Consider the following 25,296-nt stretch of genomic DNA (forward strand, 5'->3'; position numbering starts at 1 on the left):
AAGTGGTCTGCGATACGCTGTCAGCCGAACCACTCCAGCCTTACGAGCGCCAGAATGTCTCAATCAAGTCGTCACGCGCCTTGACTTCGCTCTTTACATAGATGCGATGCAGGTGAGCCTTGACGGTACCCGGACTAATCACAAGTTCGTTAGCAATATTTTGGACATCGAGTCCACGCAATACGAGTGTAAGCACTTCCTGTTCACGCTTTGAAAGCCCATGCTCGTCCGAGAAAATCACAACACGCGAGACAAGGTCCTCCCGTGCATCACGGCGCTCTGTCGCTACCTCTTCATCGGCACGAGGGTGACGCGAGAACACACGTAAGATATGGCTGAACTGTTTAAATAGCTGAACGGCTGCAGCCACAAACAATAAATTCTCTGAGATATTCCGCTCGCCCAGATACCATAAAAAGGCGCTCACCATCACGTTGTCAACGTCAGGCGTGCAGAATAGGATCATATAGGTATCTTCGATAACCACCATCACGGTAAGCACGCAGGCTATGCGAAAGAACGTCCGAGAGCGCTCAAGATCGAGCCGCTCAGCCCTATTCTCCGTCTTGCGATAGCAGGCGTAAGCATATACCAAGCAGAATGCCATTCCCAAATCGCGCGAAAGCCAAAAAAGATATTGCTGAACCTGGCCCGCAAAGCCAGTACGAGGCACCAGAGCAAGCTGAAGCACGGCGATCGGTACGACATATGCGGCAACGCGCTTAACGGTCACCTCATCGTGTAAGCGAAACGTTACCCAAAGCCATACGCACGCAAGAATCGCCACGCCCAGCGCGCAGCGCAGTAACGGATGTTGAAGCGGCTCATTAAACGTCACCACATAGTCATATTTGAGCCGGTTGTACTCATCAAAGAAGATCACCGACATATCGAAGATATAGAGAAGGAAGCCCGCGGCCGCCACCAAACAATCGCGTCGACGAGTCATGAGCCATATTACGAGCGCAGTAGATGCCGTCACCAATCCAACGCCCATGACAAGAATCGTGTAGATAAAGAATGCGAAGCTCATACTACCCTCATTCCGCGCACAACCAGCTTGATTCTGCATTACGGTTATGGTAGAAACATCGAACGAATACCAAGATCGAAAGGAGAGGCCATGGCACCGATTGCACCGCTCAAGATTATTGTCGCGCCTGCCGCCAAGGCCATCGCCAAGATCGGTTCGACCATGACCTACGATGATGTTCCTTGCATCGTTGATGAACGCAACGACAGCTGCCCCTACCTGGGCCATGTCCCCTACTTTGCGCCTAAACTCTCCTCTGATATCGAGCAGCACAACTGCTAGCATAACCTTCACGATTGCCGCAGTAATCCTCGCAGCAATTTGTTAACTCGGAAGCAACTCCGGTTTTGAGTCCCGCGCTGTCGAACCGAACCCCCTCACGATTTGCGTTTTCCACACACGCCAACGCCGGGATTGTCGACACTGCGGCCGCGGCGCGATATGAGGCGCGAAACCTCGCCCAGCAACACGCCGATCACCACACCCATGAGGATCGGCAACTTTGACATCTCGGCGGGCGAGCTGTTAAGCGGCACGATTGTCGCAACAATCGAAAGCACGAGTTCTATCACCGGCACCGCAAGCGCTACCGCAAGCACCTTGCCCTCGAAGGGCGCGCGAAACACGCGCGGGCGGTCGTCGTATTTGCGCAGGCGCCAAAACGCCGGGAACATCGGGATATAGCTCATGAGCAGAAAGACGACGTTCATCGAAAAGAAGACCCAAAAAACGTCGGAACCCTCACCCAGTGGAATCTGAAGTAGCAGCACCAAGCTGGCAAAGCAACCGTTAATGAGTGCCGAGCCGTTGGGCATGCCGGTCTTCTTGGACACCAGCGCAAAGGGACGCGGCATGTTGCCATGGCGCGCGGCATAGCTCGCCACGTTGTTGACGCCAAAACTCCAGCAGATCATGTTGGCGAACAGCGTCACCAAAAAGGCCATGCCCACAATCATCGTCAGCGGGTGGCTGCGCCCCACCATGGCGGCAACCGCGTCCACAATGCCCGAATCGAGCGAAAGCTGCTCGGTGGGAACCGCAGCCCCAATGCCGATGCCGCAAATGATGTAAATTGCCGCAATGGCAACGCCACCGGCGATAACCGCCTTGGGAATATCGCGCGACGGGTTCTTCATCGTGCTGGCAAAGGTCGCGACCACCTCAAAGCCCATAAAGTTGAATAGGATGATCGAAAGATACGTCAGTGAGTTAGTGTCTCCCAGATTGGGGACAAAGGTCTTAAACGACATATCGTTGGCAAAGCCGTTGTTGCAGGCAAACCAGATGCCGACGATTCCCACCACGGCGGTAATGAGCACCTTGATGACGGCGCCGCCATCCATGACCCAATCGGCCTCGGCCACCGGCTGCATTGCCATGACCGTGACGCCCCACACAAAGGCAAGCTCGATGGCAATTCGGACCCCAAGCGAAAATTCGATGCCCCATACCGCATTGATAACACTGGGGAACATGCAGGCGATACTTGCCACCCACAGTGGAAAGTTGACCCAGTAGCACCAGGAGCAGCGTGCGCCCCAACGGTCGCCCAAGCCCAGGCGAACCCAGTCGTACAGGCCGCCCTCGGAATCGAACGCCGTACCCAGCTCGGCCACCACCAGGCCATAGGGAAGCAAAAACGTAATGATGAGGAAGATCCACCAGAAGAACTGCACGTTACCCATGGCAGATGCCGGAGCAGCCGCCTCGATGGTAAAGACAACGCAGATAACCGAGAGGATGACCTCGAACAGGGAGAACTTTTTACCTGCCACGGCACGCTCCCCCTACAGCAAAAAGGATGGCATCTGTACCGAAGGCGCAGCCCAAGGTAGGGTTGCAGGCCGCGTCACCGGTACAGGTGCCATCCCAAAGAGAGGAGAGGATGCAATTGTTGGACCAACGCTCGCGGAACAGGCGCGTGTAGATAACGATACGCTGGTACATAGATACTCCGATCAAAACGGTCGCGCTCGCAACCGGAAACTATCAGCAATTGAATACGCGTCTGACCTGGGAAATTCAAGCGAACAATTGGCCTAACCCGCAATAAATCCCAGATCAGACGCGTATTCAATCAAAGAAAAAGGCACTCCGATGTGGAGGCAACGGAGTGCCCAAAGAAAACCCAACCAATCAATCAGGTAGTCCCTGTCCGATTGATCGACTGGGTTTTCGAGGTGCCCCAGGTCGCCGCGAAAGAGGAGCGAAGCGTACTTTGGTACGCGAGCGACGGCTTGAGCGGCGAGATGGGGTGCCTCGGAAAGCCAGACGATTAAGCCGACGGCTCCTGCTGGGTAATGCAGTGGATATTGCCGCCGCCGAAGACGACCTGCTCGGACTGAACGCCGACGCACTTGTAGACGCCCTCGCCCCAGACCTCGTCATAGATCTTCTGGAGCGTGTCAACGGCCAGCTGGTCGTTCTCGTCGCCGTACTGCGGGACGATAACGCCGTGGTTGGTGACCAGGTAGTTCATGTAGGAAGCGATCAGCGGCTCGTCGGGAACGCGCGGCTCGGCGTTCTCGTCGGCGTCGATGGTGTCGCAGGAAGCCTGGTCCATGAACAGCGGGTTCACGGGCATGCAGAGCTTGTAGACCTTCAGCTTGCGGCCCTTGGCGTCAACGGCGTTGGAGAGGGTCTCGTAGGCAGCGTGGCACTGATCATAGAACGGGTACTCGGGATCGTCGGTCCAGATGCAGGCCATGACGCCCGGGGCAATGAACGTAGCGACGTCATCGATGTGGCCGTTGGTCTCCTCGGGGTCGATGCCCTCCTTGACCCAGATGACCTTCTCGACACCCAGGTAGTCCTTGAGGTGCTCGTTCATGTACTCGCGAAGCTCCTCGCTCCAGGGCTCGAACTTCTTGTGGTACTTAGGCCAGATGGACTCGGGGTCCTCTTCCTCCTCGAGCACTGCAGAGCAGGTGCGGCCGGGGGAAAGCAGGCACTGGTCGGTAACGACAAGGGTGCCCTCGCCGTCGACGGTGATGGAGCCGCCCTCGAGGATCATGTCGTCGGGACGATAGCGGCGGCAGCCGGAGAGCTCAGCCATCTTGAGGGCGATCTGCTCGTCCTTGTCCCACGGGAAGTACAGGCCGTCGACGAGGCCGCCGTAGGCGTTGAAGTGCCAGTGGTTGGCGCGCTTCTCGCCCTTGCCGTTGATGACGTAGGTGGCGGCGGTGTCGCGGAACCAGGCGTCGTCGGTGGTCATCTCGATGACGGTGACGTTCTCGTCGTTCTCGAAGACGGCCTTGCAGTTGGCATAGTCGACCTGGTTGGCGCACATATAGACCGGGGTGAACTCGGAGATGGCGCGGGCGATGGCGGCATACTGCTTCTGAGCAGGCTTGGCGCCGTGGGCCCAGGTGTCGGTGCGGTGGGGCCAGCCCATCCACACGCGATCCTGCGGGGCGAACTCGGCGGGCATAAAGAAGCCGTCGGCCTTGGGGGTGGACTCGGACTCGGTGATCGTACGCATAAGATTTCCTCCAAATCGAACGATCGTTTGCTGCGGGCGGGTTACCCGCAGCCTAAAACCAAGAGATGGTAGGCGCCCGTTCCCCGGCAAAGGTCGGGGCGCCCGGCGCCGGTTTTCACGGAGTCGCACCGGCAAGCGACGACGTAACCCGGTGCGCGGAGACAGAACGCACGAAGGATACGGAAGAGAGATTGGGGTGGGCGGTGGTTACCGGAGCAATAGCTCACACCCACCCCAGGGAATGGTTAGCAAACCTGTCGCTTGGGCACGCCTCCAAAGAGGCCGGAGTGCCCGGAGTCGGGAGCGACAAGCCCGACGAAGCGCGCGTTGGTACACGAGGAGGGTTGGAGCCCCAGAACCGGGTGCTCTAGTTCTCCTCGGCCTCGGCGGCCTCCTCAGCGAGACGCTGGGCTGCGAGCTCAGGGGTCAGACCCTTGTACTCTTCCTTGCGGCCCTTGGCGCTGACGACGCGGACGACCTCGCCGATGAGCACGAGCACGATGAAGATGACGATCATCGGGACCTTGTCGCCAATTTCAGCAGCGGAGAACGGGATCAGCGTGGCAACGATGGCAAGAACCAGCTCGATGCAGGGGATGGCCAGCATGACCTTCATCATCGCGCCCTTGAACGGGAACGTGAAGATGCGCTCACGGTTGGGGTCGTTCTTACGAAGGTTGAGGAACGCCGGGAACATCGGGATGTAGGTGAGCAGCAGGAAGACGACGGAGGTGCCGAAGAGCATCCAGAAGACACCGTTGGAGATGGCGTCGATGGGCACCAGCTGCAGGCAGAGAACCAGGGAGGCAACGACAGCGTTGACCAGGTTGGCGCCGTTGGGCATGTCGTCATCCGAGATCATCGAGGCGAAGACCTTGGGCATGTTGCCGTGCTCAGCAGCATAGCGAGCAACAGAGTTGACGCCGAAGGACCAAGCAGCCATGTTGGCGAACAGGGTGATCAGGAAGGCGATGCAGATGACCTTGAAGATCATGGAGTCGCCCACCATGGTCTGGACTGCGACGATCATGCCGTAGTCGGGGTCGATGGAGTCGGCCGGCACGGCGGCGCCGATGCCGAAGCCGGCGAACAGGTAGATGACGGCGATAGCCACGCCACCGACGATGATAGCCTTGGGAATATCGCGAGCGGGATCGGCCATGTCGTCGGTCATGGTGCAGATGACCTCGAAGCCCATGAAGTTAAAGATGATGATGGACAGGTAGCCAAGAGCGTTGGTGTTGGTAAGCTCGGGCAGGAAGGTGGCAGCGGACATGTCGTTCGCAAAACCGTTCTCCATGGCATACCAGATGCCCAAAGCGCCAACGATAACGGCAACGGCGACCTTGATAATGGCGCCACCGTTGAGGACCCACTCGGAGTCGGCAGCCTTGGAGCGGCCCATAAGGTAGACGATCCACACAAAGGCAAGTTCGATACCCATCTTGGCAATCAGGTTGAACTCGACGCCAAAGACCATGCCCAGGATGTCGGGGAACATGGTGGCCAGCGAGGCGATCCACAGCGGGTAGTTGACCCAGTAGTAATACGAAATGCGGGCGCCCCACTTGTCGCCCAGGCCATCGCGTACCCAGTCGTAAATGCCGCCCTCGCCGTCATAGGTGGTGCCGAGCTCGGCGACAACCATGCCATAGGGAAGCAGGAAGGTCAGGATCAGGAAGATCCACCAGAAGAACTGCTGGTTGCCAATGGCGGCAGCAGGTGCGGCGGCCTCGCAAACGAAGACGACGCAGATGATGGTCGAAATGACCGTCAAGAAGGAAAGCTTTTTCTTTCCGTCGCTCATGATGAGCTCCTTCGCTCAGTCTTGGACAGATCCGAGGCCCTAAGGTATTAAGGCAATTGCTTGGGCCTCGGTGAGCGGGCGACAGGAGACGAGCATCCGCCGCCCGCAAACGTGCTTTTAGAAGCCTTGAGGCTTAGAGCTGCTCGAGAGCCTCGAGAGCGGCGTGGAGCTCAGCCTTGGCAGAGTACTCGACACCCTCGTCGTTGAGCGGGGTGCGCTTGCCCAGGGCGGCAAGGAGAGCACGGATGGAGTGCTTGCGGTTCTCGGCCTCGACCCAGCACAGGGAGCGCTCGGGATCGTCCATGACCTCGTCGACGACCTCCTCGTTGCGGGTGGCCGGCAGGCAGTGCATGAACTTGGAGTTGGGGCCGGCGAAGTTCATCATATCCATGGTGACCTGATACTTGGGATAGAACACGTCCATGTAGTTCTCGCCCGAGACCTCCTCGTCGTACAGGCCATACCACACGTCGGTGTAGATGAAGTCGGCGCCCTTGATGCACTCGATGTCGTCGGAGATAACAACCGAGCCGCCGGAAACCTTGCAGTTCTCCTCGGCGATGGCCATCATCTGCTTGCCGAACTCGGCGCGCTCCTCGACGGTGCCGACGTGCAGGCCGCCGTCGGGGATCTGGTGGCCCTTAGGTCCAAACTGGACAAACTTCATGCCGATCTTGGAGGCGATGAACATGAGGGAGACGCAGACCTGGGTGGCGTCGCCGATGAAGGCCAGGGTGCAGTCCTCAATCTTCTTGCCCTCGGGGAGGTTCTCGAGCATGGTCATGAGGTCGCCCATCTCCTGCGTGGGATGGTTGAACTCGGACATGCCATTGATGACGGGCACAGCGGAGCCCTCGGCGAGGCCGACGACGTCCTTGTGACGGTCAACGCGAGCCATCATGATGTCGAGCAGCGAGCCCATAACGCGAGCGGTGTCGCCCAGGGACTCGTGACCGCCGAGCTGGATGGTGCCAGGGCCATAGAACTGAGCATGGCCGCCGAGGTCGGTCATAGCGGTCTCGAAGGAAAGACGGGTGCGGGTGGAGACCTGCTGGAAGATCATGCCAAGGCTCTTGTTGCGGAGCAGGTGCGGATAATAACCGTCAACCTTGATGGCCTTCTTCATTGCCAGGCCAAGATCCTCGATAGCCAGGATCTGCTCTTTGGTGAAGTCGTTGGTGTCGATGAAATCCTTAGGCAGTGCCATGTCGATTTCCTTTCCGCCGGTCTTGCCGACTATTAACTATGAGGCGCTCGAACATCACGCCTCGTGTTGACAAGACCATCATTCACCCGTATGCAATTTTTACCTAGTTTATTCGGGATTAAAGACCGTTCACGGAGTTACACCCTCTCTAATCCAATATAAACCCGCAGGTCAAGAGTTTACAGGGGGTTTACCGTCTGGAACCGTGAACGGTATACGGCTATGCTGTATCTTGGCGTTTAATCCGCAATGGAACGAACGGCTGAGGCATGTATACCCGGGGGATATAGCGGGCTCTATAAGAGATCAAATGAGACAGGACGGTGACAGATGGACACACTCATGTTCTTCTATACCCTAGCAATACTCGTGATCTGTATTGTGACGGCAGTGCTTTCGCTTGCCGCCTATGCCTCGTCCCGTCGACGCTTCTTTATCTATGGCGGCGGCGTTTTTATTTGCTACGCCATCGAGATGACCGAGATCTTCTTTTTTGAATACACGTTGCAAAACCGAAGTTTTCCGGCCAATGACTATTACGCAATTACCATGCCTGTAATGCGGACCCTTGTGGCGACCGCTTCACAGGCTTTTATTTGGCTGATTGCCATGGACTTGCTCGACAAACATTCTAAAAAGCAGTTCGTTATCCCCGTCTTAACGTTTTTGCTGTGCGAGTCGCTGATTATCATCGCTGTCCCCTCCGGCCCCATGCATCAGTGGCTCTACTACACGATGCGTCAGGTATTCCTTGTCTTTGTGGGACTGTATATCTGTTGGACGGCTCATAAGAGTACAAAGGTTGAGCTGAAGGCACGCGTCAACAACCAGCGAAAGCACCTGATTATCGGCGCCATCCTGGTCGGTTGCATCGTTGCCGAGGATTTCTACAACATCCTTGTCGTCCCCATGAGTCTGGCGCCCTCTTGGCTGCAGCTATATCTGTCCGAGCGCAACTTTAGCGAAAACGTCTTTGCGTGCTACTTTGCAATTCTGCTGATTATCTACTCCTACCACGTGCTTTCAATCCGCATGCAGGAGGCGCCCGAGGAAAAGAACGTCAGCGATCTTGATCGACACATCGAAGAGCAAATGCCCTTCTATCGTAACGCCTACAGGCTCTCCAACCGTGAGACCGAAGTCATGCGCCTTGTTGTGCTGGGCAAGTCGAACCAAGAGATTGCTGACGAGCTATTCCTTGCCGTGGGCACCGTCAAGACTCACATCCACAACATCCTGGTCAAAACCGAACAGCAAAACCGCACCACGCTCATCCTCCACTTCTGGAAGCGATAACCTGCCAAAAAGGGACAGGTTTATTTTGGCAGGTTTTATCTGGGCAAACGCCAAAAACCGCCGCGAGGGAGCTACTTTCCCTCGCGGCGGTTTTCTAGCAGTAAAACCAAGTGAGTAGGCTTTTGGCGGAATGCCGAGCACACCTCAAAACGCCACAGCCCTGACCTGCGATTTTATTGAGCACTTGCCGCGATGTGCTCGGCAGATCCAAAAAAGCCTACTCACTTGCATCTGAGATGCTCTAGATACGCAAAATACCGCCGCAAAGGGAGCTGGACTCCCTTCGCGGCGGTTATTCACTCTGATTTTGCGACGGTTTTGCCCGCTTGTTACTCGCTGTAGCGGGTGGCGATGGCAGCTTGTACCATGCCGGCGCTCATGAGGTACGTTACCAGGAAGTAGCCACCATAGGCCGCCAGGAAAATCGCGCAGGTGAGGCCCACGGTGCCGGCGATGCTCATATCGCCGAATACGCTCACCAGCTCGATGATCACCTTGAGCGCCACAAAGGAGTGCGCCAAGCCCACTGCCAGCGGGAACAGGAAGAACACCGCTTGCTGCGCCATCACCGAATGCCGGATCTGACGGTCGTCACAGCCGATCTGTGCCAGCACACGATAGCTGCGGCTGCCGTCGGCCACATTGGAGAGCTGCTGGATCGACAGAATCGCCGCACATGCAACGACCAGCACAAAGCCAATGTAGATGGCTAGATAGCTAATCATGCCGTTCATCTGCGCTGCTTGCGTGTACATCTCGGAACGCGTGATGAAGACTCCCCATCCCCCCGGCTCCTTGCCGTCAACGAGCAGAATGTCGAGCATGGTGTATTTAATGCTCTCGTCTGCCTTGGTCACATCCATCCCCTGCTTGTAGTTAACGAGCAGATTACTGGAATACGGCTGCAGATTAAGCTGGGACAGCAGCTCATCGGCTACGACCACGGTACCGGGATTGCTGCCCATCGCCGAGTTGGCGATGGCCGCCGTGTCCTCGTCCGACTTATCGGTTGCGGGCTTGAGCTCATGCCCGCCCAAGGTGAGGGTATGGCCGCCGGCCATGTATTTGGTGTACAGGTCGCCCAGCTCACCACCCATATCACACGTAAGCAAGTACTGGTCCCGGCCAATGCTCACCGGCTCCTCGCCCATCATCTGGCGCAGTTTGTTGTACTGGCTCGCCGGCGTCACATACAGACCCATCGCATCGGCGTTGCTTCCCTCGAGCGCCTTGGGAAGCTTTTCGCCCATGGCCTTGCACATCTCACCCGCCACCACCGAGGGGCCCGAGCCGCCAAGCGGGTAACTCAGATACGAATCGATCTGCACATGCTCACCGGCAACATCGGCGATATTGACCTTTTTGCCGGTCTCGTCGTTGTTGTCCGCCGACTTGCCCTTAATACCGTCTGCAACGTTATCGGGATCTTTACGATCGCCATGCCATGCAGCGTACAAATCGACCGTTGCATCGGCCAGCACCATGCGATCGGCCTCAGACGGATTGACATACTCCTTGTAGTAGTCGAGCGTTTCGGGCGTGTAATAGACATACGTCTGAGACACGTCAACAGGGTTATAGCGCTCCAGATTCTCGTTCATCACGTTGGCAATCGACATACCGCAGGTCACCGAGGTAATGGCCAAAAACAGAATCATCGCGATGACGCCCATCGAAAAGCACACCGTGTTGACCTTGGCCGCAAGCTGGCGCACAGTAAACATGTTGAGGCCGCGCCAATACACGCCGCGCAAGCTCTGCAGCAGCTTGATAAGCATGCCCGAGAGTCCCCAGAACAGGGCAAAGGTGCCTACCGTGACCATGGCCGTGGTGATGCCAAACTGGCTCATTGCCCCGTCCAGCTTGTCGCCCGTCTCGGTTAGCGGGAACCCATCACGTAGCAGACGGTAATAGGCCACGCCCACAAGCACCACGCCCACAGCAAAGATGGCAATCGCGATCCAGGGATTGCGCGTCTTGATGCTCTCGTTGCGACGCTCGGCACCCATAAGCTCGATGAGTTTGGTACGACGCACGGCGCGAAGGTTCAGCAGCAGCGTGAGCACAAACATTACGAGCATGCAGGCCAGGGTCAGGTTGAACGCATGCACCGAGAAAAAGAAGCGGAAATTGGCGATCTGCGTCTTAAAGAGCGAGGCCGTAAAGAACGTCATGAGCTGGGAGAGCCCCACGCCCAGCACAATACCGGCGACAAAGGCGCCGACCGAAACGATCACCGTCTCGAGCGCCATGATCGTGGCGACGCGCCCGCGCCCCATGCCGAGCACCTGGTACAGGCCAAACTCCTTCTTGCGGCGTTTCATGATGAAGTTATTGGCATACACCATCAAAAAGGCCATGACGCCGGCCAAAAAGTACGTGAGGTAGCCGAGCATGGTACCCATGAGCTCGGATAGGCCCTCCTCCTCAATGCCGGCAATATCGACCTGCATCGAAACGGTGTTAAAGGCATAGAATACGGTGACGCCCAGGGTGAGCGTCAAAAGGTAGACGAGGTAGTCGCGGCCGGCGCGGCGAACGTTGCCCCAAGCGAGTTTACAGAGCATCGGAGCCCTCACCGCCCATCATGGCAACGACCTCCATAATACGGTCGAAGAACTCTCGGCGGTCGGTGTCACCGCGGCGCAGCTCGGTAAAGATCTTGCCGTCGCGGATAAACAGCACGCGGCTTGTGTAGCTAGCAGCAAAGCTGTCATGCGTGACCATGAGCACGGTGGCGCGCAGGCGGCGGTTGAGGGCCTCTAGGCTCTCGAGCAGCAGGCGGGCGCTTTTAGAGTCGAGGGCGCCGGTGGGCTCGTCGGCCATAATCATAGTGGGGTCGGTGACGAGCGCGCGAGCCGCGGCAACGCGCTGCTGCTGACCGCCGGACATCTGGTAGGGATACTTGTCGAGCACCTGGCTAATAGACAGACGCGCGGCCACATCCTGCACGCGGGTCGAGATTTCGGCCGAGTTTGTGCGGGCGATGGTGAGCGGCAGGGCGATGTTCTCGCGTGCCGTGAGCGTATCGAGCAGGTTGGAGTCCTGGAAGATAAAGCCGAGCTCCTCGCGGCGGAACTGCGAAAGCTTAGCCTGCTTCATGCGCGTCACGTCCTGCCCGTTGATGCGGATCGTGCCACTTGTGGCGCTATCGATGGTCGACACGCAGTTGAGCAACGTCGACTTGCCCGAGCCCGAAGCGCCCATGATGCCAACGAATTCGCCGCGGTTGACCGTAAAGTTGACATCGTTGAGCGCGCGGGTCACGTTGCCCAGCGCTCCATATACCTTTTCGAGATGCGCGACCTCCAGTACCGGGGTCGCCATGTGCGTGGTTTGCATACCGAGTCCTTTCTTGCGATTAGTCTACGGCATCTATAGTCGCAAGAAGACGAGTCGGCTACCATCGATATGGCTTACGCTTGCCTTACCGTTGTGTAAGGTAGGGGTAGCTACCCTGTCACTTGTTGATGTTGAGAGAGGACTCCTGTTGAAGACTGTTCATGTTGCCGCTGGGATCATTCGCAAGGAAGGATCCGACGAGCTACTTGCCGTGCAGCGCGGCTATGGCGACATGCAGGGACTTTGGGAGTTCCCCGGTGGCAAGCTCATGCGCGGCGAGACACCCGAAGACGCCGTGCGCCGCGAGCTCATGGAAGAGCTGCAGGTAAAAGTCACCAACCTACGCGATTTCTACACCGTTGAGTACGACTACCCCGATTTCCATCTCTCCATGGAGTGCTACTACTGCTCGCTGGCTAAAGAGTCCGACGAGCCCCAGAAGCACGACCGTCAGCTCGATATCCGTTGGATTCCGCGCACCTCGCTTGCCACCGTTGAGTGGATGCCCGCCGACAAGGGGCTTATCGATGCTCTGATTGAATTAAAGGAAGATCGGCTTGAGGCAAGCAGCACTGCCAAAGATGCCGAGGCCGCCACGACCGAACACCCCACCACCAAACCCAAGCGCGCACCCAAGCGCCGCAGCAAAAAGCGTCCCAAGCCCGGTCTGCTCGACGGCATCGACACCTCGGACCTTTCCGCCGACGAGCGCGAACTCGTCCGCCGTCGCGCCGCCATCAAAAAGTCCATGAAGGGCAACAAGCGCGCCAATACTAAGCCCGAGCTGCTCGTACGTCAGCGTCTACGGGCCGCGGGCCTTACGGGTTATCGCTTGGAATGGAAGGTTCCCGGCAAGCCCGACATCGCCTTCCCCGGCCGCAAGATCGCCATCTTTGTCAACGGTTGCTTTTGGCATCGCTGCCCCAAGTGCAATCCGAGCCAGCCCAAGCGCAACGTTGAGTTTTGGGAGGCAAAGTTCCGTCGCAACGTCGAGCGCGACCGCGCTGCCGTGGCAGCACTCACTCAAATGGGCTGGACACCCATAACCATCTGGGAATGCGAGCTCAAAAAAGACCGCATCGACGCCACGATGGAAAAGGTCATCGAGCAGGTGCGCGCCGCAGAGCCGCAGCGCTAACAGCGTGCATTCACACGCTCCGTACGTCCGCGCCACATCCACGTCACAAACCTTAGAAAGCCCTTAAGCCCAAAACCTTTCAAGAGTGTTACTCAATACCTCTGACCTGCAGTTTCATCGTAACACCAAACCAGGTTAAGCCTTTCTTTAGCGCTTCTTTGCGGCAGCCGCGGCATAATACTGCCAACGCACGGGACCTAGCAGCACACCCCGTGCGCAACCTTTTGGTGGACATCGAGGAGGCCGCATAAGCATGCATTCTTCCAATGACGCAGCACAGCAGCCATCCCTAAAACATGCAAACCTTTTCTCCTTCCCCCCGACACAGAGAAACGGCCTCCTCGACTCCCCCACCTCACAGCAAAAACGCTCAACCGATCAAAGCCTCAACCTGCAGGCCTCATTGAAAAAGCTCCAGGCGTCGCTAGACAAAGCATTCCCCAACCAAGCAAGGGCATACTAACCCCTCATCAACAAAGCGCCCCGCGCGCCCCATCCTTTCCGCCCCAACGCCACAAGGGCGATTGAGCAGGACGGTTTGGGCGGGTCCCGTACTTAGTTTCCAAAATCATTCCGCAGCGCGAAGGCCCCCGTTGCCAACGCTTCTTATTATTTTCAGACCTAACGCCACAAGGGCGACGGCCTCGAGTAGGTCAAGCTGGGAGGGACGAGGGCTTAGTTCCCCAATCTTTCCGCAGGGGGCAAAAAGCCTCGCCGCACGAAGTGCGCAGCGAGGCTTTTTGCATGCCCGAGGACGATTGGGGAACTAAGCCCTCATCCCTCCCCGGGATCTATTTTGAGTCGGAGTACCCTTGTTGTTACTCTGCTTTGCCCACAGAGTTGAGGTTGGTCATGCGGATCTTAACCAGCTCGGTGATCTCACGCATGCCCTCCTTGGCCGGCTTCTTGGGATCGAAGCAGGCGGGGTTCTCGGCCATGTAGGCCATGAAGCCCTTGGTGTAGGCCTGACGCAGCTCGGTGGCGTAGTTGACCTTGCAGATGCCGTTCTTCACAGCCTCGGCAACCTGCTCATCGGGCACACCGGAGGTGCCGTGCAGAACCAGCGGCACGTCGACGGCGTCGCGGATGGCCTTGACCACGGACTGCTCGATGTGCGGATCGCTCGTGTACACGCCGTGGCTGGTGCCAACGCCAATAGCGAGCGAGGTGCAGCCGGTGCGCTCAACAAACTCCTTGGCCTCGGCCGGATCGGTGTAGGGGCTCTCGCCCTCAACTGCGGGACCGTCGTCCTCCTTGCCGCCAACCTTACCGAGCTCGGCCTCGACGGGCACGCCCATGGCGCGGCCAGCGTCGGCGACGGACTTGGTCAGGGCGATGTTGTCCTCGAAGGACTCGTGCGAACCGTCGATCATAACGGAGGTGTAGCCAGTGCGGAAAGCCTGCATGCAGCGGTCATAGCCATCGCCGTGATCGAGGTGCAGGGCGACGGGCACGGAAGCGCGCTCGGCGGCAGCCTTGACCATGCCGTAGAAGTAATCCAGGCCAGCGGTCTTAATGGTGCCCGGGGTGGTCTGCATGATGACGGGGGACTTGGTCTCCTCGGCAGCGGCCAGAACAGCCATAACAAACTCGAGGTTCTCGACGTTGAACGCGCCAACGGCGTAGTGGCCGGCCTGAGCGTCCTTGAGCATCTTTTCGGTGGTAACAAGTGCCATGAGCGTTTGCTCCTCTCCCTCGCCCGCATCTGGACATCGGGCGTACGTGTCCGCAAGGCGATTTACCTTGCGTTTTGCTGCGCTCATTGTATGAAATTCAGCGGGTATGCATGTGTGAGATATTGTCATCGCGCGAGGTCCAACCTTCATTTTTGAAAAGCAAACGGAAGGGATCGAACCCGAGCGTGCGTGTTCGAAATTGAGTTTTGAGCCTTGATCATCTTTCTTTTATAGAAAAAGTAAGTAATCGAAAGGCGTTTTCTTGCTTAAAAAGAAAATGAACGAAAATAGACTCAACACAATTCCTGCAAATTTCAGACGATGATGGAGCAACTATGGCCCATGCAACAACCCGAGCTTTCGCCGATGAGCGTCGCGCCGCCATCATGGAGATGCTCGAGCATAACGCCTCGGTGCAGGTAGCAGAAATCGCCCAGACCTTTGGCGTGTCCTCCGTTACCGCCCGCGCCGACCTAGACGCGCTCGCCGAGTCTGGCAAGCTGCGCCGCACGCATGGCGGCGCTGTGTCGCTCCAGAAGCGGCTGACCGTATCCACCCAGGATCGCCGTATCAACGTCAATGTCGCCGCCAAGCAGGCCATCGCGCAAAGCGCCATCGAACTCGTCAGCGACGGTGACACCTTGCTTGTCGACTCGGGCACCACCGCGCTCGAATTTGTCCGCCTGCTCGACCAGCGCGACGGCATCACCGTCATCACGGCCGACATTACCATTGCCGATTACATCGACGAGAGCATGCCCTCGGTCGACGTCGTCATGCTGGGCGGGGCACTGCGCAAAGGTCATCGCTATCTGTACGGACCGATCACCATGCAGGCGCTCCAAATGGTCCACGCCGATCTTGCCGTCATGTGCCCTGGCGCTTTTGTTCCCGGCTGCGGCTTTACGACCGACTTTCCGCAGATGGCCGAGACCAAAGCGGCTATGGTCGGCGCCGCCCGTCAAAGTGTCGCCCTCATGGACGCCAGCAAGGTCAACGGACGCGGCATGTACCGCTTTGCCGAGCTGACCGACGTCAACGCCATCGTGATGGACCGTGACCCCGATCACGCCGTCGCCACCTCAATCGCCGAAATCGTCGACAACGCCCGCCCAAATCTCCTCATCGCCGGCGCTTAAACAAAAACCACCACAAAGGTCTCCTTTGTGGTGGTTGAGCGTCAAACGTGAACGTATCGCTACTTGGAAAGCTCGTCGGCGAGGGCCTCGATCTGGGCGCGCGATGCGTCGTTGAGCGAACCCAGGACGGTCACTTTGTTCTGCGTCAGCGTGATGTCCTTCATACCCTCGAGCTCCTTGGTCATAACCTTGGCAGCTGCAGGCGCCCAGGAACCGGCCTCGACGAGCGCCACGGTACGGTTCTGGTAGGCATGCTCGGCAAGCGTGTGGATAAAGGTGCTCATAAACGGGAAGATCTCGCCCTGATAGGTGATGGAGGCGAGCACCAGACGGTCATAGCGGAACGCGTCCTCAACGGCCTCGGCCATATCGTCGCGAGCCAGGTCAAAGACGGAGACCTTCTGGCCGCGAGCCTCGAGCGCAGATGCAAGCTCCTCGACGGCAGCCTTCAGGTGGCCGTAGACGCTCGCATAGGCAATGGTGATGCCCTCGTCCTCGGGCTGATAGCTCGACCAGGTGTTGTAGGTGTCGAGGTAGTAGCCCAGGTTCTCGGTCAGCACGGGGCCATGAAGCGGGCAGATGATCTGGATGTCCAGATCGGCGGCCTTCTTGAGCACAGACTGCACGAACTTACCGAACTTGCCCACGATACCAAAGTAGTAACGACGCGCCTCGCAGGCCCAGCCTTCGGGATCTTCGATGTCGTTAGCGCCAAACTTGCCAAAGCCGTCGGCACTAAAGAGTACCTTGTCGGTGGCCTCATAGGAGAAGAGCACCTCGGGCCAGTGCACGTTGGGGGCGCCGACAAACGTTAGGCTGTGGCCACCCAGGTCGAGCACGTCGCCCTCTTTGACGACCATCTTGCGCTCCGGATAATCGGTACCAAAGTAGTTGGTCATCATGCGGAAGGCGCCCATGCTGGCCACGATCTGGGCCTGGGGATAGCGCTCCATAAAGGCGGCAATGCCAGCGGAGTGATCGGGCTCCATATGGTGAACGACCAGGTAATCGGGCGTGCGATCGTCGAGCACGGCTTCGATGTTACCGAGCCACTCGTCGACAAAACCGCCGTCGACCGAATCGGCGACAGCAATCTTTTCGCCCAAGATAACGTAGCTGTTGTATGCCATACCGTTCTCGGACACATCGTACTGGCCCTCGAACAGGTCAATGTCGTGATCGTCGACGCCAACGTAGCGGATATCCTTGGTGATCTCCATCAGGCAAAGCCTCCTAGATAGACAAAAGAGCCCGTCTATCATAGCACTCGGCTACATTCCAACAGCTATCTACCGACATCCTTACTGATTGTTATTGATGTTCAACATATCACCGTTGACCTGCGGAAACTATGCGCGCGGTGCCGCCGTACTATGTCGAATGATGAGTTGGCCGGGAATACGAATGGCAACGGTTTTGCCCACCGTACCCGCCTCGGGAACCGCATGCTCAAACACCTCGCGTCCGCGCTGATGCAGATCGAATCGCACGGTCGTGAGCTCGTTGTGTGCTACAAAATCATCGAGCGAATCATCGACGCCCACCACGCTTACGTCCTCGGGCACGCGCAGACCGCTATCACGCAGCGCGGCAATCGCGCCATTTGCCATCTGGTCGTTTGCCGCATAGATCGCCGTCATGGCGCGATCGTGCTCGGCCAGATACCTGCCGGCCTCGTAACCGCTGTTGGCTGACCAGTCGCCCTCGAGCGGCTCTGCCGGCTCGATGTGTTTACGCTCGAGCGCATCCTGCCAACCGGCGCGACGAAATTGCTCGTCGACCGAGAACGACGGGCCACCAATATAGCGAATCTGCTCGTGTCCCAGCTCAAACAGGTGATCCATAAGCAAGAGCGAGCAGCCGTAATGATCGGAGTCGACCGTGGTCACCCGCGGGTGCGCGTACATGGTAACGATGACCGTGCCAATGCCCGGCAGCGGATCAAACGTCTCAAAATCGGGCGCCATGCGACTCATGCCGATGATGATGCCGTCCACGGGCAGCGCGGCCATACGACGCGTTGCCTCGGCAAGCGAAAACTCCTCGGTCTTGGACATCTCGACCAGCGTGATGGCGCAATTATGCTCGCGAGCAGCGCTGGCGATGCCGTCGATCATTGAGAGGTTGCCAAACTTGGTGACATCGTTGATACACAGGCCGACCGAATGGTAACGGCCGTCGCGCAGCGAGCGGCCGGCATAGCTCGGACGGAAGCCGAGCTCTTGCATAGCGGCCTGCACGCGCTGGCGCGTCTGCTCGTTAACGTTGGGCAAACCGTTGGCGACGCGCGAAACCGTCTGCTGCGAAACGCCAGCAGCACGGGCGACGTCGGCCATGGAGACCGGACGCGTACCTGTATCGTTGGACGGGCGCCTTGCCACTGGATCACCTTCACCCTTGCGAGATCTGAATAGCGTGCATGCCGGCCCGGGCAGAAATACACCCCGCGCCGAGGCCCGCTATCGTCGGACGCATGTTAACGTACTCTACTTTTTCCATCTGCATCTCTTCTGCTTTATAAGTCCATACGGCAGTACCGTTCACGGCTGTATTTCTACCGATTACCAGATTCTCAAAAAGTGACAAGCAATGTGTTATGAGTACGTTAACATAGCCCGTAACGTGCGGTATCGTGAACACTTGGTTCATGCCGCTTCAAGTTGTTAACGTACTCATAACGACGCAAAACTCACCCGTGCGCGCCAAGGAAAGGACTCCCATGACCACCCCCGACGAAAAGACACTCGCCACGCTCACCAAGCTGTTTGAGGAGGAGTTTGGTCCCATCGGCGACCGCCAGGTGCTCTACGTGCACGCGCCCGGCCGTTCCGAGATCAGCGGCAACCACACTGACCACGAGGGTGGCCACGTTATCGCCGGCTCGCTCGATGTCGCCGTCGACGGCATCGCCGTGGCAACCGATTCCAACAAGGTTCGCGTTGCCGACGAGGGCTATCCCACGTTTGAGATCACGCTCGACACGCTGGATATTCAAGAGTCCGAGAAGGGCACGTCCGCAAGCCTCGTGCGTGGTATGGCCCACGAGGTCGCAGCGCTTGGTGTTGAGCCCAAGGGCTTCGACTTCGCCTTCACCTGCTCCGTCCCCTCGGGCGGTGGCCTTTCCAGCTCTGCTGCCGTCGAGGCCGCGTACGGCCGTGCCATGGAGACGCTCTGGGGCGCGCCCGCCATTGAGCCCATCACGCTCGCCCAGATGAGCCAGCGCACCGAGAACAACTACTACGGCAAGCCCTGCGGTCTGATGGACCAAGCTGCCGTGTGCCTGGGCGGCCTCGCCTACATGGACTTTGAGGACCAGGCTCAGCCTAAGACCCAGAAGCTCAAGCTCAACTTTGAGGATCACGGCTACGCGCTCGTGCTCGTCAAGGTCGGCGCCGACCACGTGGCCGCCACCGACGACTACGCCGCCGTTCCGCGCGAGATGCAAGACGTCGCCGCCGAATTTGGCAAGGCACGCCTGTGCGAGGTAAACGTTGCCGACTTTGACGCCAAGCTCCCCGAGCTACGCACCAAGCTGGGCGATCGTGCCTGCCTGCGCGCCGTTCACTACTGGTACGAGAACGGCCTGGTCGACAAGCGCTGGGCAGCTCTGAACGCCGGCGACATTGACCGGTTCCTGGTCCTGACGCGCGAGTCCGGCGCCAGCTCTGCCATGTACCTGCAGAATGTTGTTGCCAAGCTGGGTTCCGAGCAGCCTTCCATGTATGCCCTGGCGCTGGCCGAGCACGTGCTCGACGGCCGTGGCGCCGTTCGTATTCACGGCGGCGGCTTTGGCGGTACCATCCAGGCCTTCGTGCCGCTCGAGCTGGTCGACACCTTCATTGCCAAGATGAACGGCTGGCTTGGCGAGGGCTCTGCCCGCCACTACGCGATTTCTGACAAGGGGGCTTACGCGGCATGGCTGTAATGACTGATGTGCGCGAGGCCGCGCAGGGCCTCATCGAATATGCCATCCATCGATCGATGATCGGACAGGACGATCGCATCTGGGCATACAACACCATTTTGGAGTGCATCGGCGCTACGGGCCCGGCGCTCGATATGGCCTGGGCGCTCCAGGTTGAGAAGATTTCGCTCTTGCACCCCGATACACTCCCCGACTTTGACCTGGAGGGCACGCTTGCCGCGCTTTCCGAGGCTGCCGTTGCCAACGGTGCTGCCGAGGACACGGCGTCGGGCCGCGATCGCATCGCCATGCGCATCATGGGCGCGCTCATGCCGAGGCCTTCGGTTGTAAACGAGGAATTCAATGGGCGTATGGGCGTCAACGAGCCCCGTGCCGCGACCGACTGGTTCTACAGCCTGTGCTGCGACGCCGGCTACGTGCGCCGGGCCGCCATCGCGCGCAACATCAAATGGAGCACCCCCACCAACTGGGGCGATCTTGAGATCACCATCAACCTGTCCAAGCCCGAGAAGGACCCGCGCGATATCGCCGCGGCAGGTGCAGCCAAGAACACGGGCGAGAAGTATCCCGCCTGCCAGCTCTGCATCGAAAACGAGGGCTATCCCGGACGCTCCGCCGCAGCCGACGGCGGCGCTCACCCTGCCCGCCAGAATCTGCGTGTTATCCCCATCCAGCTCGACGGCGAGCGCTGGGGCTTCCAGTACAGCCCGTACGCGTACTTCAACGAGCACTGCATTGCCATGAGCTCCGAGCATCGTCCGATGCACGTCGACCGCAAGGGCCTGACCTGCCTGCTCGATTTTGTGGACCTGTTCCCGCATTACTTCATCGGCTCTAACGCCGACCTGCCCATCGTGGGCGGCTCGATTCTGTCGCACGATCACTTCCAGGGCGGCGCGCACGAGTTCCCCATGATGCACGCCGCCGAGGTCTCGCAGTTTAGCGTGCCCGGTTTTGACCAGGTCAGCGGTACCGTGCTGCAGTGGCCGCTCTCAGTGCTGCGCCTGCGCTCGCATGACCGCGCTCAGCTGCTCGATGCCGCCGAGAAGATTATCCTCGCCTGGCGCGAGTGGACCGATGAATCGGTGGGCGTCATCGCGCACACAGCCGATGGCGTGGCGCACAACACCGTGACGCCCGTCATCCGCCGCGTCGACTCCCGCGGCAATGCCGGCGGCGAAATCTACGAGGCCTACCTGGCGCTTCGCTGCAACATCACGACCGACGAGCATCCGCTGGGCGTGTTTCACCCGCATGCCGAGTATCACCACATTAAGAAGGAGAACATCGGCCTGATCGAGGTCATGGGCCTGGCTATTTTGCCGCCGCGCTTGGTTCCCGAGCTCGGCGCTGTCCGCAAGCACCTGCTGGCGGCCAAAGCCGATACCAGCTACGATCTCGCCGGCGCGCTCGAGGGCGACGACCTTTGCCGCAGCCACGCTGCATGGGCCGAGGACGTTTTTGCTCGCCGCGCCGACGAGCTTACGGTGGACAACGCCATCGATATCCTGCACGAGGAGGTCGGCGTGGTGTTTGGCCACGTGCTCGACAACGCCGGCGTCTTTAAATGGGACGAAGCCGGCCGCGCCGCCCAGCAGCGCTTTATCGACTCGCTGTAGCATACGAGTTCGAGCCTCATCAGCGGCCACGACATAACCGCCCACACGACAACGGCACCCGCCGGCGACATCGCCGGCAGGCGCCGTTTTTTGAGTGCAGTCATTGGGGACGTTCTTAAACGACTAGTCAAACAAGAACGTCCCCAACGACTACAACTGACAGGCAACAGCAGCGGCAACGCCGATGCTTTGGCGAAGTCAGCGAAAACCCGCCAGAGCGAGCAAGGTGCCTTGAAACAAGGCGGCATTGACCTTCTGGTCATGCCGCCGAAGTTGAAAGGCAGATTGCCGCTCTGGCGGGTTTGCAGCGTCGGCTGGTTACGCGGTTTGGTAAAACCGCGTAACCCTACAACTCTACGACTTCAACGCTGTTGTAGATCTCGTCCCAGCGGTCCATGACCAGGTGGCCGGTCTTGGGATCCATGGCGTTGAGCTTGCCGCAGGTATTGGCGGTCTTGAGCACCGTGACGTCGTCGGCACCAGCAGCAATGGCATGCGCAAAGCCGGCGATGGTCGAGTCACCGGAACCCGTCGCGTTCACAGCCGCAATCGCGGGCGTCTTGGCGCGGAACGCGCGGCCCTCATGGAAGCCCACCGAACCGGCAGCGCCCATCGAAACGACAACCCAGGGGATACCGGCAAAGCGGTCATCGGCGGCAAGCGCCTCGCGCAGGGCATCGACATCATCAGTCGTAAAGGACGTACCCAGCAGGCCGTTAATCTCGGTCAGGTTGGGCTTTACGAGCTCAGGCTTGGCGTCGGACTCCAGCGCGGCCTCCAGCGATGCACCCGAGGTGTCGAGCAGCACCTTGGCGCCCGCCTCCTCGGCGATCTTGACGAGCTCGGCATAGTAGCCGGCATCGACGCCACGCGGCAGCGAGCCCGAAAGCGTCACAACGTCCGCCTTCGCTGCAAGCTCGGCGAACTTGGCCGTAAAGGCCTCGAGCTCGGCCGGGGCGATCTGCGGGCCGCTCTCCAGCAGCTCGGTCTGATTACCCTCGTGCAGAATATTCAGGCAAATGCGCGTCTCACCGGCGATGGGCACAAAGTCGTTCTTGACGCCGTCGGCATCCATAAGCTCGGCCATATAGGCGCCCATGTGGCCGCCGAGCAGGCCGGTCGCGAGCACATCGTCGCCCAGCTGCAGCAGCACGCGGCTCACGTTGAGGCCCTTGCCGCCAGCGGTCTTTTCGGGCGTCACACGGTTAACATCGTCGATGATCAGCTTGTCGAGCTGATAGCGCGTATCAATCGACGGGTTCATGGTAACGGTCAGAATCATATTGAACTCCTGTTCCGGGGCGGCATGACCCACCCCAAACATACGATAGCTCTTTAAAGGATCTCGATCTCAAAACCGCGGATGACGGTCTCCCCCGGCTTGGCAACCAGGCAGCCACGCTTGTGCTCCAGAATATCGTCCTCATCGGAGCAGGTAGACAGGCCGCCCCACGGTTCCACGGCCACAAAGTCGCCCTCGGGCTTGCTCCACACAATCAGGTACGGCATGTCGGGGAACGTCAGGCGCACGCCCTTGTCCTCGGTTTTCTTGGTCAGCGTAACCACGCGGCTCTCGAGCACGTCAAAGATGGTCTCCGCGAAGTCGAAGAGTTCGTGGGTCAGCGGCAGGTCGTGTCCGACCATGGGGTTCTTGCTGCGATGCTCAACATCAATCAGGCCCGTCGAGGGAACGGCGGTGCAGAGCTCGGTGGCCTCGCACTGCTCAAAACGAAGCTCATAATCGTCATAGGACTCGCCCTCGTCGAGCGGGCACTTAAAGCCGGGGTGACCGCCCACAAAAAACGGCATGTCCTCGGTGCCCTCATTGGTCACCTCGTACGACACGGCCACCTTTTCCGAATCGATCGTGTAACGAGCAACGATCTTAAACGGATACGGATACTGCTCGAGCAGCTCGGCGTGGTCGGCAGAGCTTAGGCTCAGCGCGACCATGCTGTCGCCCTGCTCCTCGAGCCTCCACTCCTGCTTGCGGGCAAAGCCGTGGCGGGCAAGCTTGACCTCGCGGCCGCCCATGGTCATGGCGCGGCCATCACGAAGGCCGCCGCAAATCGGAAAGCAAATGGGTGCCTGGCCCGACCAGACCGCCGGATCGCCCTGCCACAGGTACTCGCGACCGTTGGCTTTAATCGAAGTGAACGATCCGCCAGCCGTGCTCAGTACCACGCGAACAGAACCGCTATCAAGAACAAACTCCATAGGAGCCTTCCCTTTCTTACGCCAGCCCGCCGAGTCAGTGGGGCTGATAGAAAACCGGCCCGCGCCCCCTCACAGAAACGCGAGCCGTCAACGGACTAGTAAATTACGCCGGATACCCGCTAGTCATGGTATTCGCCGCGGTCCCACTTCTCGAGAAACTCGTCAAAGAAGTGAGGGTCAGCCTGAGCCTCGGCGTCGGCCTTGTTGCAGGCGTCGATCTTGGCAATCAGGGCATCGTGCTCGGGGGTCTTCTCGTAGGGCTCCTCCAGGAAGGCAAGCATGATGTCGGCCATCAGGAACTCGCCGGTAATCTTGCCGCCAAAGCCCACGATGTTGGCGTTGAGCTCGCGACGGGCATACAGGGCAGAGGTCATGTCGCGAACCAGGGCGCAGCGGGCGCCGGGAACCTTGTTGACGGCGTTGGTGATGCCGATGCCGGTGCCGCACAGGGCCACGCCAAAGTCGGCCTTGCCGCTGGCAACGGCCTCGCCCACGGCCTTGCCGTAGATGGGATAGTGCGTACGGGTGTGGCTGTAGGTGCCGCAGTCGAGCACCTTGTAGCCAGCCTGCTCCAGGCGGTCGGCCAGATAGATCTTCTCGTCCGTAACGATATGGTCGCAACCGATTGCGATGGTCTTCTTCATCAGAACGTCCTTTCGTCTGAATTCACAAGTTGAGGTAGAAGTTCGAGTTCTCGGTGGCTCTCGTTAGGCCATCTTGTTGAGCATGTCGACACGGATCTGGTGACGACCGCCGGCGTACTGGGCGCGCAGGAACTCGCGGGCGATCTTCTTGGCGACCTCGGTGCCCACAACGCCCGGGCCCATGGTGACCATGCGCGAGCCGTTGTGCTCGCGGGTCATGTAAGCGGAACGCTCGTCGGAAATGTTGGCGACGACCATACCCTTGATCTTGACGGCGGCCATATAGGAGCCGACGCCGTACTTATCGAATGCGAAGCCCTGGGAATCCTTGTGCTCCAGCAGGTCCTTGGCAACGGCGGTCGCGGAATCGACAAAGTCCGCGGCAGGGGTCTCGGAATAGTCGACGACCTCGTGACCGTCGGCGATGAGCATCTCCTTGATGGACTCCTTCATCGACATACCGTCGGCATCGGAAGCGATTACAACCCTCATGACATCCTCCTTGAGAGATACGCAGGTGCGTAGTTTCTGTTTGGAAGTGTTGAATCGCATTCAGGTCCGGGCATCTGAATGTGCGGTTCTTCACTGTTCATGTTTATTTGAACACATTCGAACATTAACTGCAACAACTATTTGTTTATCTTTGTTCTTTTTTGAACAAATACCATTCACGGATGATTGCCGACCGTTTGACCCGGCGCGGACGTAGCGACCATGTGTTCAACAAACAAAAGGGCGGCCGAGAACGTGTCTCGGCCGCCCCTTCGGCGGT

Annotated in this window: 20 protein-coding genes; 6 read left to right on the forward strand and 14 right to left on the reverse strand. The window is 58.9% G+C overall.

Features of this window, described 5'->3' with window-relative positions; translation table 11 throughout:
• Window positions 1–40: 40 nt before the first annotated feature.
• Window positions 41–1,033 carry a LuxR C-terminal-related transcriptional regulator gene (locus tag CSV91_RS06080; RefSeq protein WP_157758003.1) on the reverse strand — a complete coding sequence of 331 codons (993 nt, stop codon included), beginning with the start codon at window positions 1,031–1,033 and terminating at the stop codon, window positions 41–43.
• A gap of 90 nt (window positions 1,034–1,123) precedes the next feature.
• On the opposite strand from CSV91_RS06080, the gene CSV91_RS10045 reads away from it, so the two are divergent.
• Entirely contained in the window at window positions 1,124–1,315 is a 192-nt protein-coding gene (locus tag CSV91_RS10045; RefSeq protein WP_157758004.1) for a hypothetical protein, read from the forward strand.
• Window positions 1,316–1,410: 95 nt separating this feature from the next.
• On the opposite strand, the gene CSV91_RS06085 is transcribed toward CSV91_RS10045, so the two are convergent.
• From CSV91_RS06085 to ptcA, 4 genes are all read right to left on the reverse strand, one after another.
• The gene (locus tag CSV91_RS06085) at window positions 1,411–2,808 is read right to left on the reverse strand and encodes an APC family permease (protein WP_099432185.1); all 1,398 of its coding nucleotides are present in this window, start codon (window positions 2,806–2,808) and stop codon (window positions 1,411–1,413) included.
• A 500-nt stretch (window positions 2,809–3,308) separates the two neighbouring features.
• Window positions 3,309–4,514 (reverse strand): agmatine deiminase family protein, encoded by a 1,206-nt coding sequence (locus CSV91_RS06095; RefSeq protein ID WP_099432187.1) that lies wholly within the window; start codon window positions 4,512–4,514, stop codon window positions 3,309–3,311.
• A 367-nt stretch (window positions 4,515–4,881) separates the two neighbouring features.
• On the reverse strand, window positions 4,882–6,321 hold the full coding sequence (locus CSV91_RS06100) for an APC family permease (protein ID WP_099432188.1): 1,440 nt from the start codon (window positions 6,319–6,321) through the stop codon (window positions 4,882–4,884).
• Between the two features lie 133 nt (window positions 6,322–6,454).
• Complete coding sequence (gene ptcA / locus CSV91_RS06105; RefSeq protein WP_099432189.1) at window positions 6,455–7,528, reverse strand: putrescine carbamoyltransferase; 1,074 nt, start codon at window positions 7,526–7,528, stop codon at window positions 6,455–6,457.
• A gap of 330 nt (window positions 7,529–7,858) precedes the next feature.
• Between ptcA and CSV91_RS06110 the strand changes: the two genes are divergently transcribed.
• The gene (locus tag CSV91_RS06110; RefSeq protein ID WP_099432190.1) at window positions 7,859–8,824 is read left to right on the forward strand and encodes a response regulator transcription factor; all 966 of its coding nucleotides are present in this window, start codon (window positions 7,859–7,861) and stop codon (window positions 8,822–8,824) included.
• A 329-nt stretch (window positions 8,825–9,153) separates the two neighbouring features.
• On the opposite strand, the gene CSV91_RS06115 is transcribed toward CSV91_RS06110, so the two are convergent.
• Both CSV91_RS06115 and CSV91_RS06120 read right to left on the reverse strand, forming a co-directional pair.
• Window positions 9,154–11,391 (reverse strand): ABC transporter permease, encoded by a 2,238-nt coding sequence (locus CSV91_RS06115; protein ID WP_099432191.1) that lies wholly within the window; start codon window positions 11,389–11,391, stop codon window positions 9,154–9,156.
• Window positions 11,381–12,166, reverse strand: a complete 786-nt coding sequence (locus CSV91_RS06120; RefSeq protein WP_099432192.1) for an ABC transporter ATP-binding protein — start codon at window positions 12,164–12,166, stop codon at window positions 11,381–11,383. The genes CSV91_RS06115 and CSV91_RS06120 overlap by 11 nt, the downstream gene beginning before the upstream one ends.
• A gap of 148 nt (window positions 12,167–12,314) precedes the next feature.
• Here CSV91_RS06120 and vsr point away from each other — a divergent pair, with 148 nt between their 5' ends.
• Window positions 12,315–13,304 (forward strand): DNA mismatch endonuclease Vsr, encoded by a 990-nt coding sequence (gene vsr / locus CSV91_RS06125; RefSeq protein WP_099432193.1) that lies wholly within the window; start codon window positions 12,315–12,317, stop codon window positions 13,302–13,304.
• Between the two features lie 818 nt (window positions 13,305–14,122).
• On the opposite strand, the gene CSV91_RS06130 is transcribed toward vsr, so the two are convergent.
• Window positions 14,123–14,980: a class II fructose-bisphosphate aldolase gene (locus CSV91_RS06130; RefSeq protein ID WP_022095149.1), complete on the reverse strand. Its 858-nt coding sequence runs from the start codon at window positions 14,978–14,980 to the stop codon at window positions 14,123–14,125.
• Window positions 14,981–15,315: 335 nt separating this feature from the next.
• Between CSV91_RS06130 and CSV91_RS06135 the strand changes: the two genes are divergently transcribed.
• Complete coding sequence (locus CSV91_RS06135; RefSeq protein ID WP_099432194.1) at window positions 15,316–16,119, forward strand: DeoR/GlpR family DNA-binding transcription regulator; 804 nt, start codon at window positions 15,316–15,318, stop codon at window positions 16,117–16,119.
• Between the two features lie 59 nt (window positions 16,120–16,178).
• On the opposite strand, the gene CSV91_RS06140 is transcribed toward CSV91_RS06135, so the two are convergent.
• A complete protein-coding gene (locus tag CSV91_RS06140; protein WP_099432195.1) occupies window positions 16,179–17,339 on the reverse strand; it encodes an FprA family A-type flavoprotein in 1,161 nt (386 codons plus the stop codon).
• A gap of 129 nt (window positions 17,340–17,468) precedes the next feature.
• Window positions 17,469–18,455 carry a LacI family DNA-binding transcriptional regulator gene (locus CSV91_RS06145; RefSeq protein WP_099432809.1) on the reverse strand — a complete coding sequence of 329 codons (987 nt, stop codon included), beginning with the start codon at window positions 18,453–18,455 and terminating at the stop codon, window positions 17,469–17,471.
• A gap of 383 nt (window positions 18,456–18,838) precedes the next feature.
• Here CSV91_RS06145 and CSV91_RS06150 point away from each other — a divergent pair, with 383 nt between their 5' ends.
• Both CSV91_RS06150 and CSV91_RS06155 read left to right on the forward strand, forming a co-directional pair.
• On the forward strand, window positions 18,839–20,044 hold the full coding sequence (locus CSV91_RS06150) for a galactokinase (RefSeq protein WP_099432196.1): 1,206 nt from the start codon (window positions 18,839–18,841) through the stop codon (window positions 20,042–20,044).
• Window positions 20,035–21,663 (forward strand): UDP-glucose--hexose-1-phosphate uridylyltransferase, encoded by a 1,629-nt coding sequence (locus CSV91_RS06155; RefSeq protein ID WP_232049574.1) that lies wholly within the window; start codon window positions 20,035–20,037, stop codon window positions 21,661–21,663. Before CSV91_RS06150 ends, CSV91_RS06155 begins: the two co-directional genes overlap by 10 nt.
• A 346-nt stretch (window positions 21,664–22,009) precedes the next feature.
• Here the strand turns inward: CSV91_RS06155 and CSV91_RS06160 are convergent, their stop codons facing one another.
• From CSV91_RS06160 to lacA, 4 genes are all read right to left on the reverse strand, one after another.
• On the reverse strand, window positions 22,010–22,945 hold the full coding sequence (locus CSV91_RS06160) for a hexose kinase (protein ID WP_099432810.1): 936 nt from the start codon (window positions 22,943–22,945) through the stop codon (window positions 22,010–22,012).
• Window positions 22,946–22,998: 53 nt separating this feature from the next.
• Complete coding sequence (locus CSV91_RS06165; protein ID WP_099432198.1) at window positions 22,999–23,880, reverse strand: aldose 1-epimerase family protein; 882 nt, start codon at window positions 23,878–23,880, stop codon at window positions 22,999–23,001.
• Window positions 23,881–23,999: 119 nt separating this feature from the next.
• Complete coding sequence (gene lacB, locus CSV91_RS06170) at window positions 24,000–24,524, reverse strand: galactose-6-phosphate isomerase subunit LacB (protein ID WP_006234831.1); 525 nt, start codon at window positions 24,522–24,524, stop codon at window positions 24,000–24,002.
• A gap of 63 nt (window positions 24,525–24,587) precedes the next feature.
• Entirely contained in the window at window positions 24,588–25,016 is a 429-nt protein-coding gene (gene lacA / locus CSV91_RS06175) for a galactose-6-phosphate isomerase subunit LacA (protein WP_006234830.1), read from the reverse strand.
• Window positions 25,017–25,296: the final 280 nt, after the last annotated feature.

The sequence above is a fragment of the Collinsella aerofaciens genome (genome assembly GCF_002736145.1).
GTDB classification, from domain to species: Bacteria; Actinomycetota; Coriobacteriia; order Coriobacteriales; family Coriobacteriaceae; genus Collinsella; species Collinsella aerofaciens_A.

Coding starts and splice junctions, on each gene's coding strand:
- CSV91_RS06155 (WP_232049574.1), top strand. CDS start 20,035: ATGGCTGTAATGACTGATGTGCGCGAGGCCGCGCAGGGCCTCATCGAA.
- CSV91_RS06095 (WP_099432187.1), bottom strand. CDS start 4,514: ATGCGTACGATCACCGAGTCCGAGTCCACCCCCAAGGCCGACGGCTTC.
- CSV91_RS10045 (WP_157758004.1), top strand. CDS start 1,124: ATGGCACCGATTGCACCGCTCAAGATTATTGTCGCGCCTGCCGCCAAG.
- CSV91_RS06130 (WP_022095149.1), bottom strand. CDS start 14,980: ATGGCACTTGTTACCACCGAAAAGATGCTCAAGGACGCTCAGGCCGGC.
- CSV91_RS06110 (WP_099432190.1), top strand. CDS start 7,859: ATGGACACACTCATGTTCTTCTATACCCTAGCAATACTCGTGATCTGT.
- CSV91_RS06145 (WP_099432809.1), bottom strand. CDS start 18,455: ATGGCCGACGTCGCCCGTGCTGCTGGCGTTTCGCAGCAGACGGTTTCG.
- CSV91_RS06165 (WP_099432198.1), bottom strand. CDS start 23,880: ATGGAGTTTGTTCTTGATAGCGGTTCTGTTCGCGTGGTACTGAGCACG.
- lacB (WP_006234831.1), bottom strand. CDS start 24,524: ATGAAGAAGACCATCGCAATCGGTTGCGACCATATCGTTACGGACGAG.
- CSV91_RS06115 (WP_099432191.1), bottom strand. CDS start 11,391: ATGCTCTGTAAACTCGCTTGGGGCAACGTTCGCCGCGCCGGCCGCGAC.
- CSV91_RS06135 (WP_099432194.1), top strand. CDS start 15,316: ATGGCCCATGCAACAACCCGAGCTTTCGCCGATGAGCGTCGCGCCGCC.
- CSV91_RS06160 (WP_099432810.1), bottom strand. CDS start 22,945: ATGATTCTGACCGTTACCATGAACCCGTCGATTGATACGCGCTATCAG.
- CSV91_RS06100 (WP_099432188.1), bottom strand. CDS start 6,321: ATGAGCGACGGAAAGAAAAAGCTTTCCTTCTTGACGGTCATTTCGACC.
- CSV91_RS06140 (WP_099432195.1), bottom strand. CDS start 17,339: ATGGAGATCACCAAGGATATCCGCTACGTTGGCGTCGACGATCACGAC.
- CSV91_RS06150 (WP_099432196.1), top strand. CDS start 18,839: ATGACCACCCCCGACGAAAAGACACTCGCCACGCTCACCAAGCTGTTT.
- ptcA (WP_099432189.1), bottom strand. CDS start 7,528: ATGGCACTGCCTAAGGATTTCATCGACACCAACGACTTCACCAAAGAG.
- CSV91_RS06120 (WP_099432192.1), bottom strand. CDS start 12,166: ATGCAAACCACGCACATGGCGACCCCGGTACTGGAGGTCGCGCATCTC.
- CSV91_RS06080 (WP_157758003.1), bottom strand. CDS start 1,033: ATGAGCTTCGCATTCTTTATCTACACGATTCTTGTCATGGGCGTTGGA.
- lacA (WP_006234830.1), bottom strand. CDS start 25,016: ATGAGGGTTGTAATCGCTTCCGATGCCGACGGTATGTCGATGAAGGAG.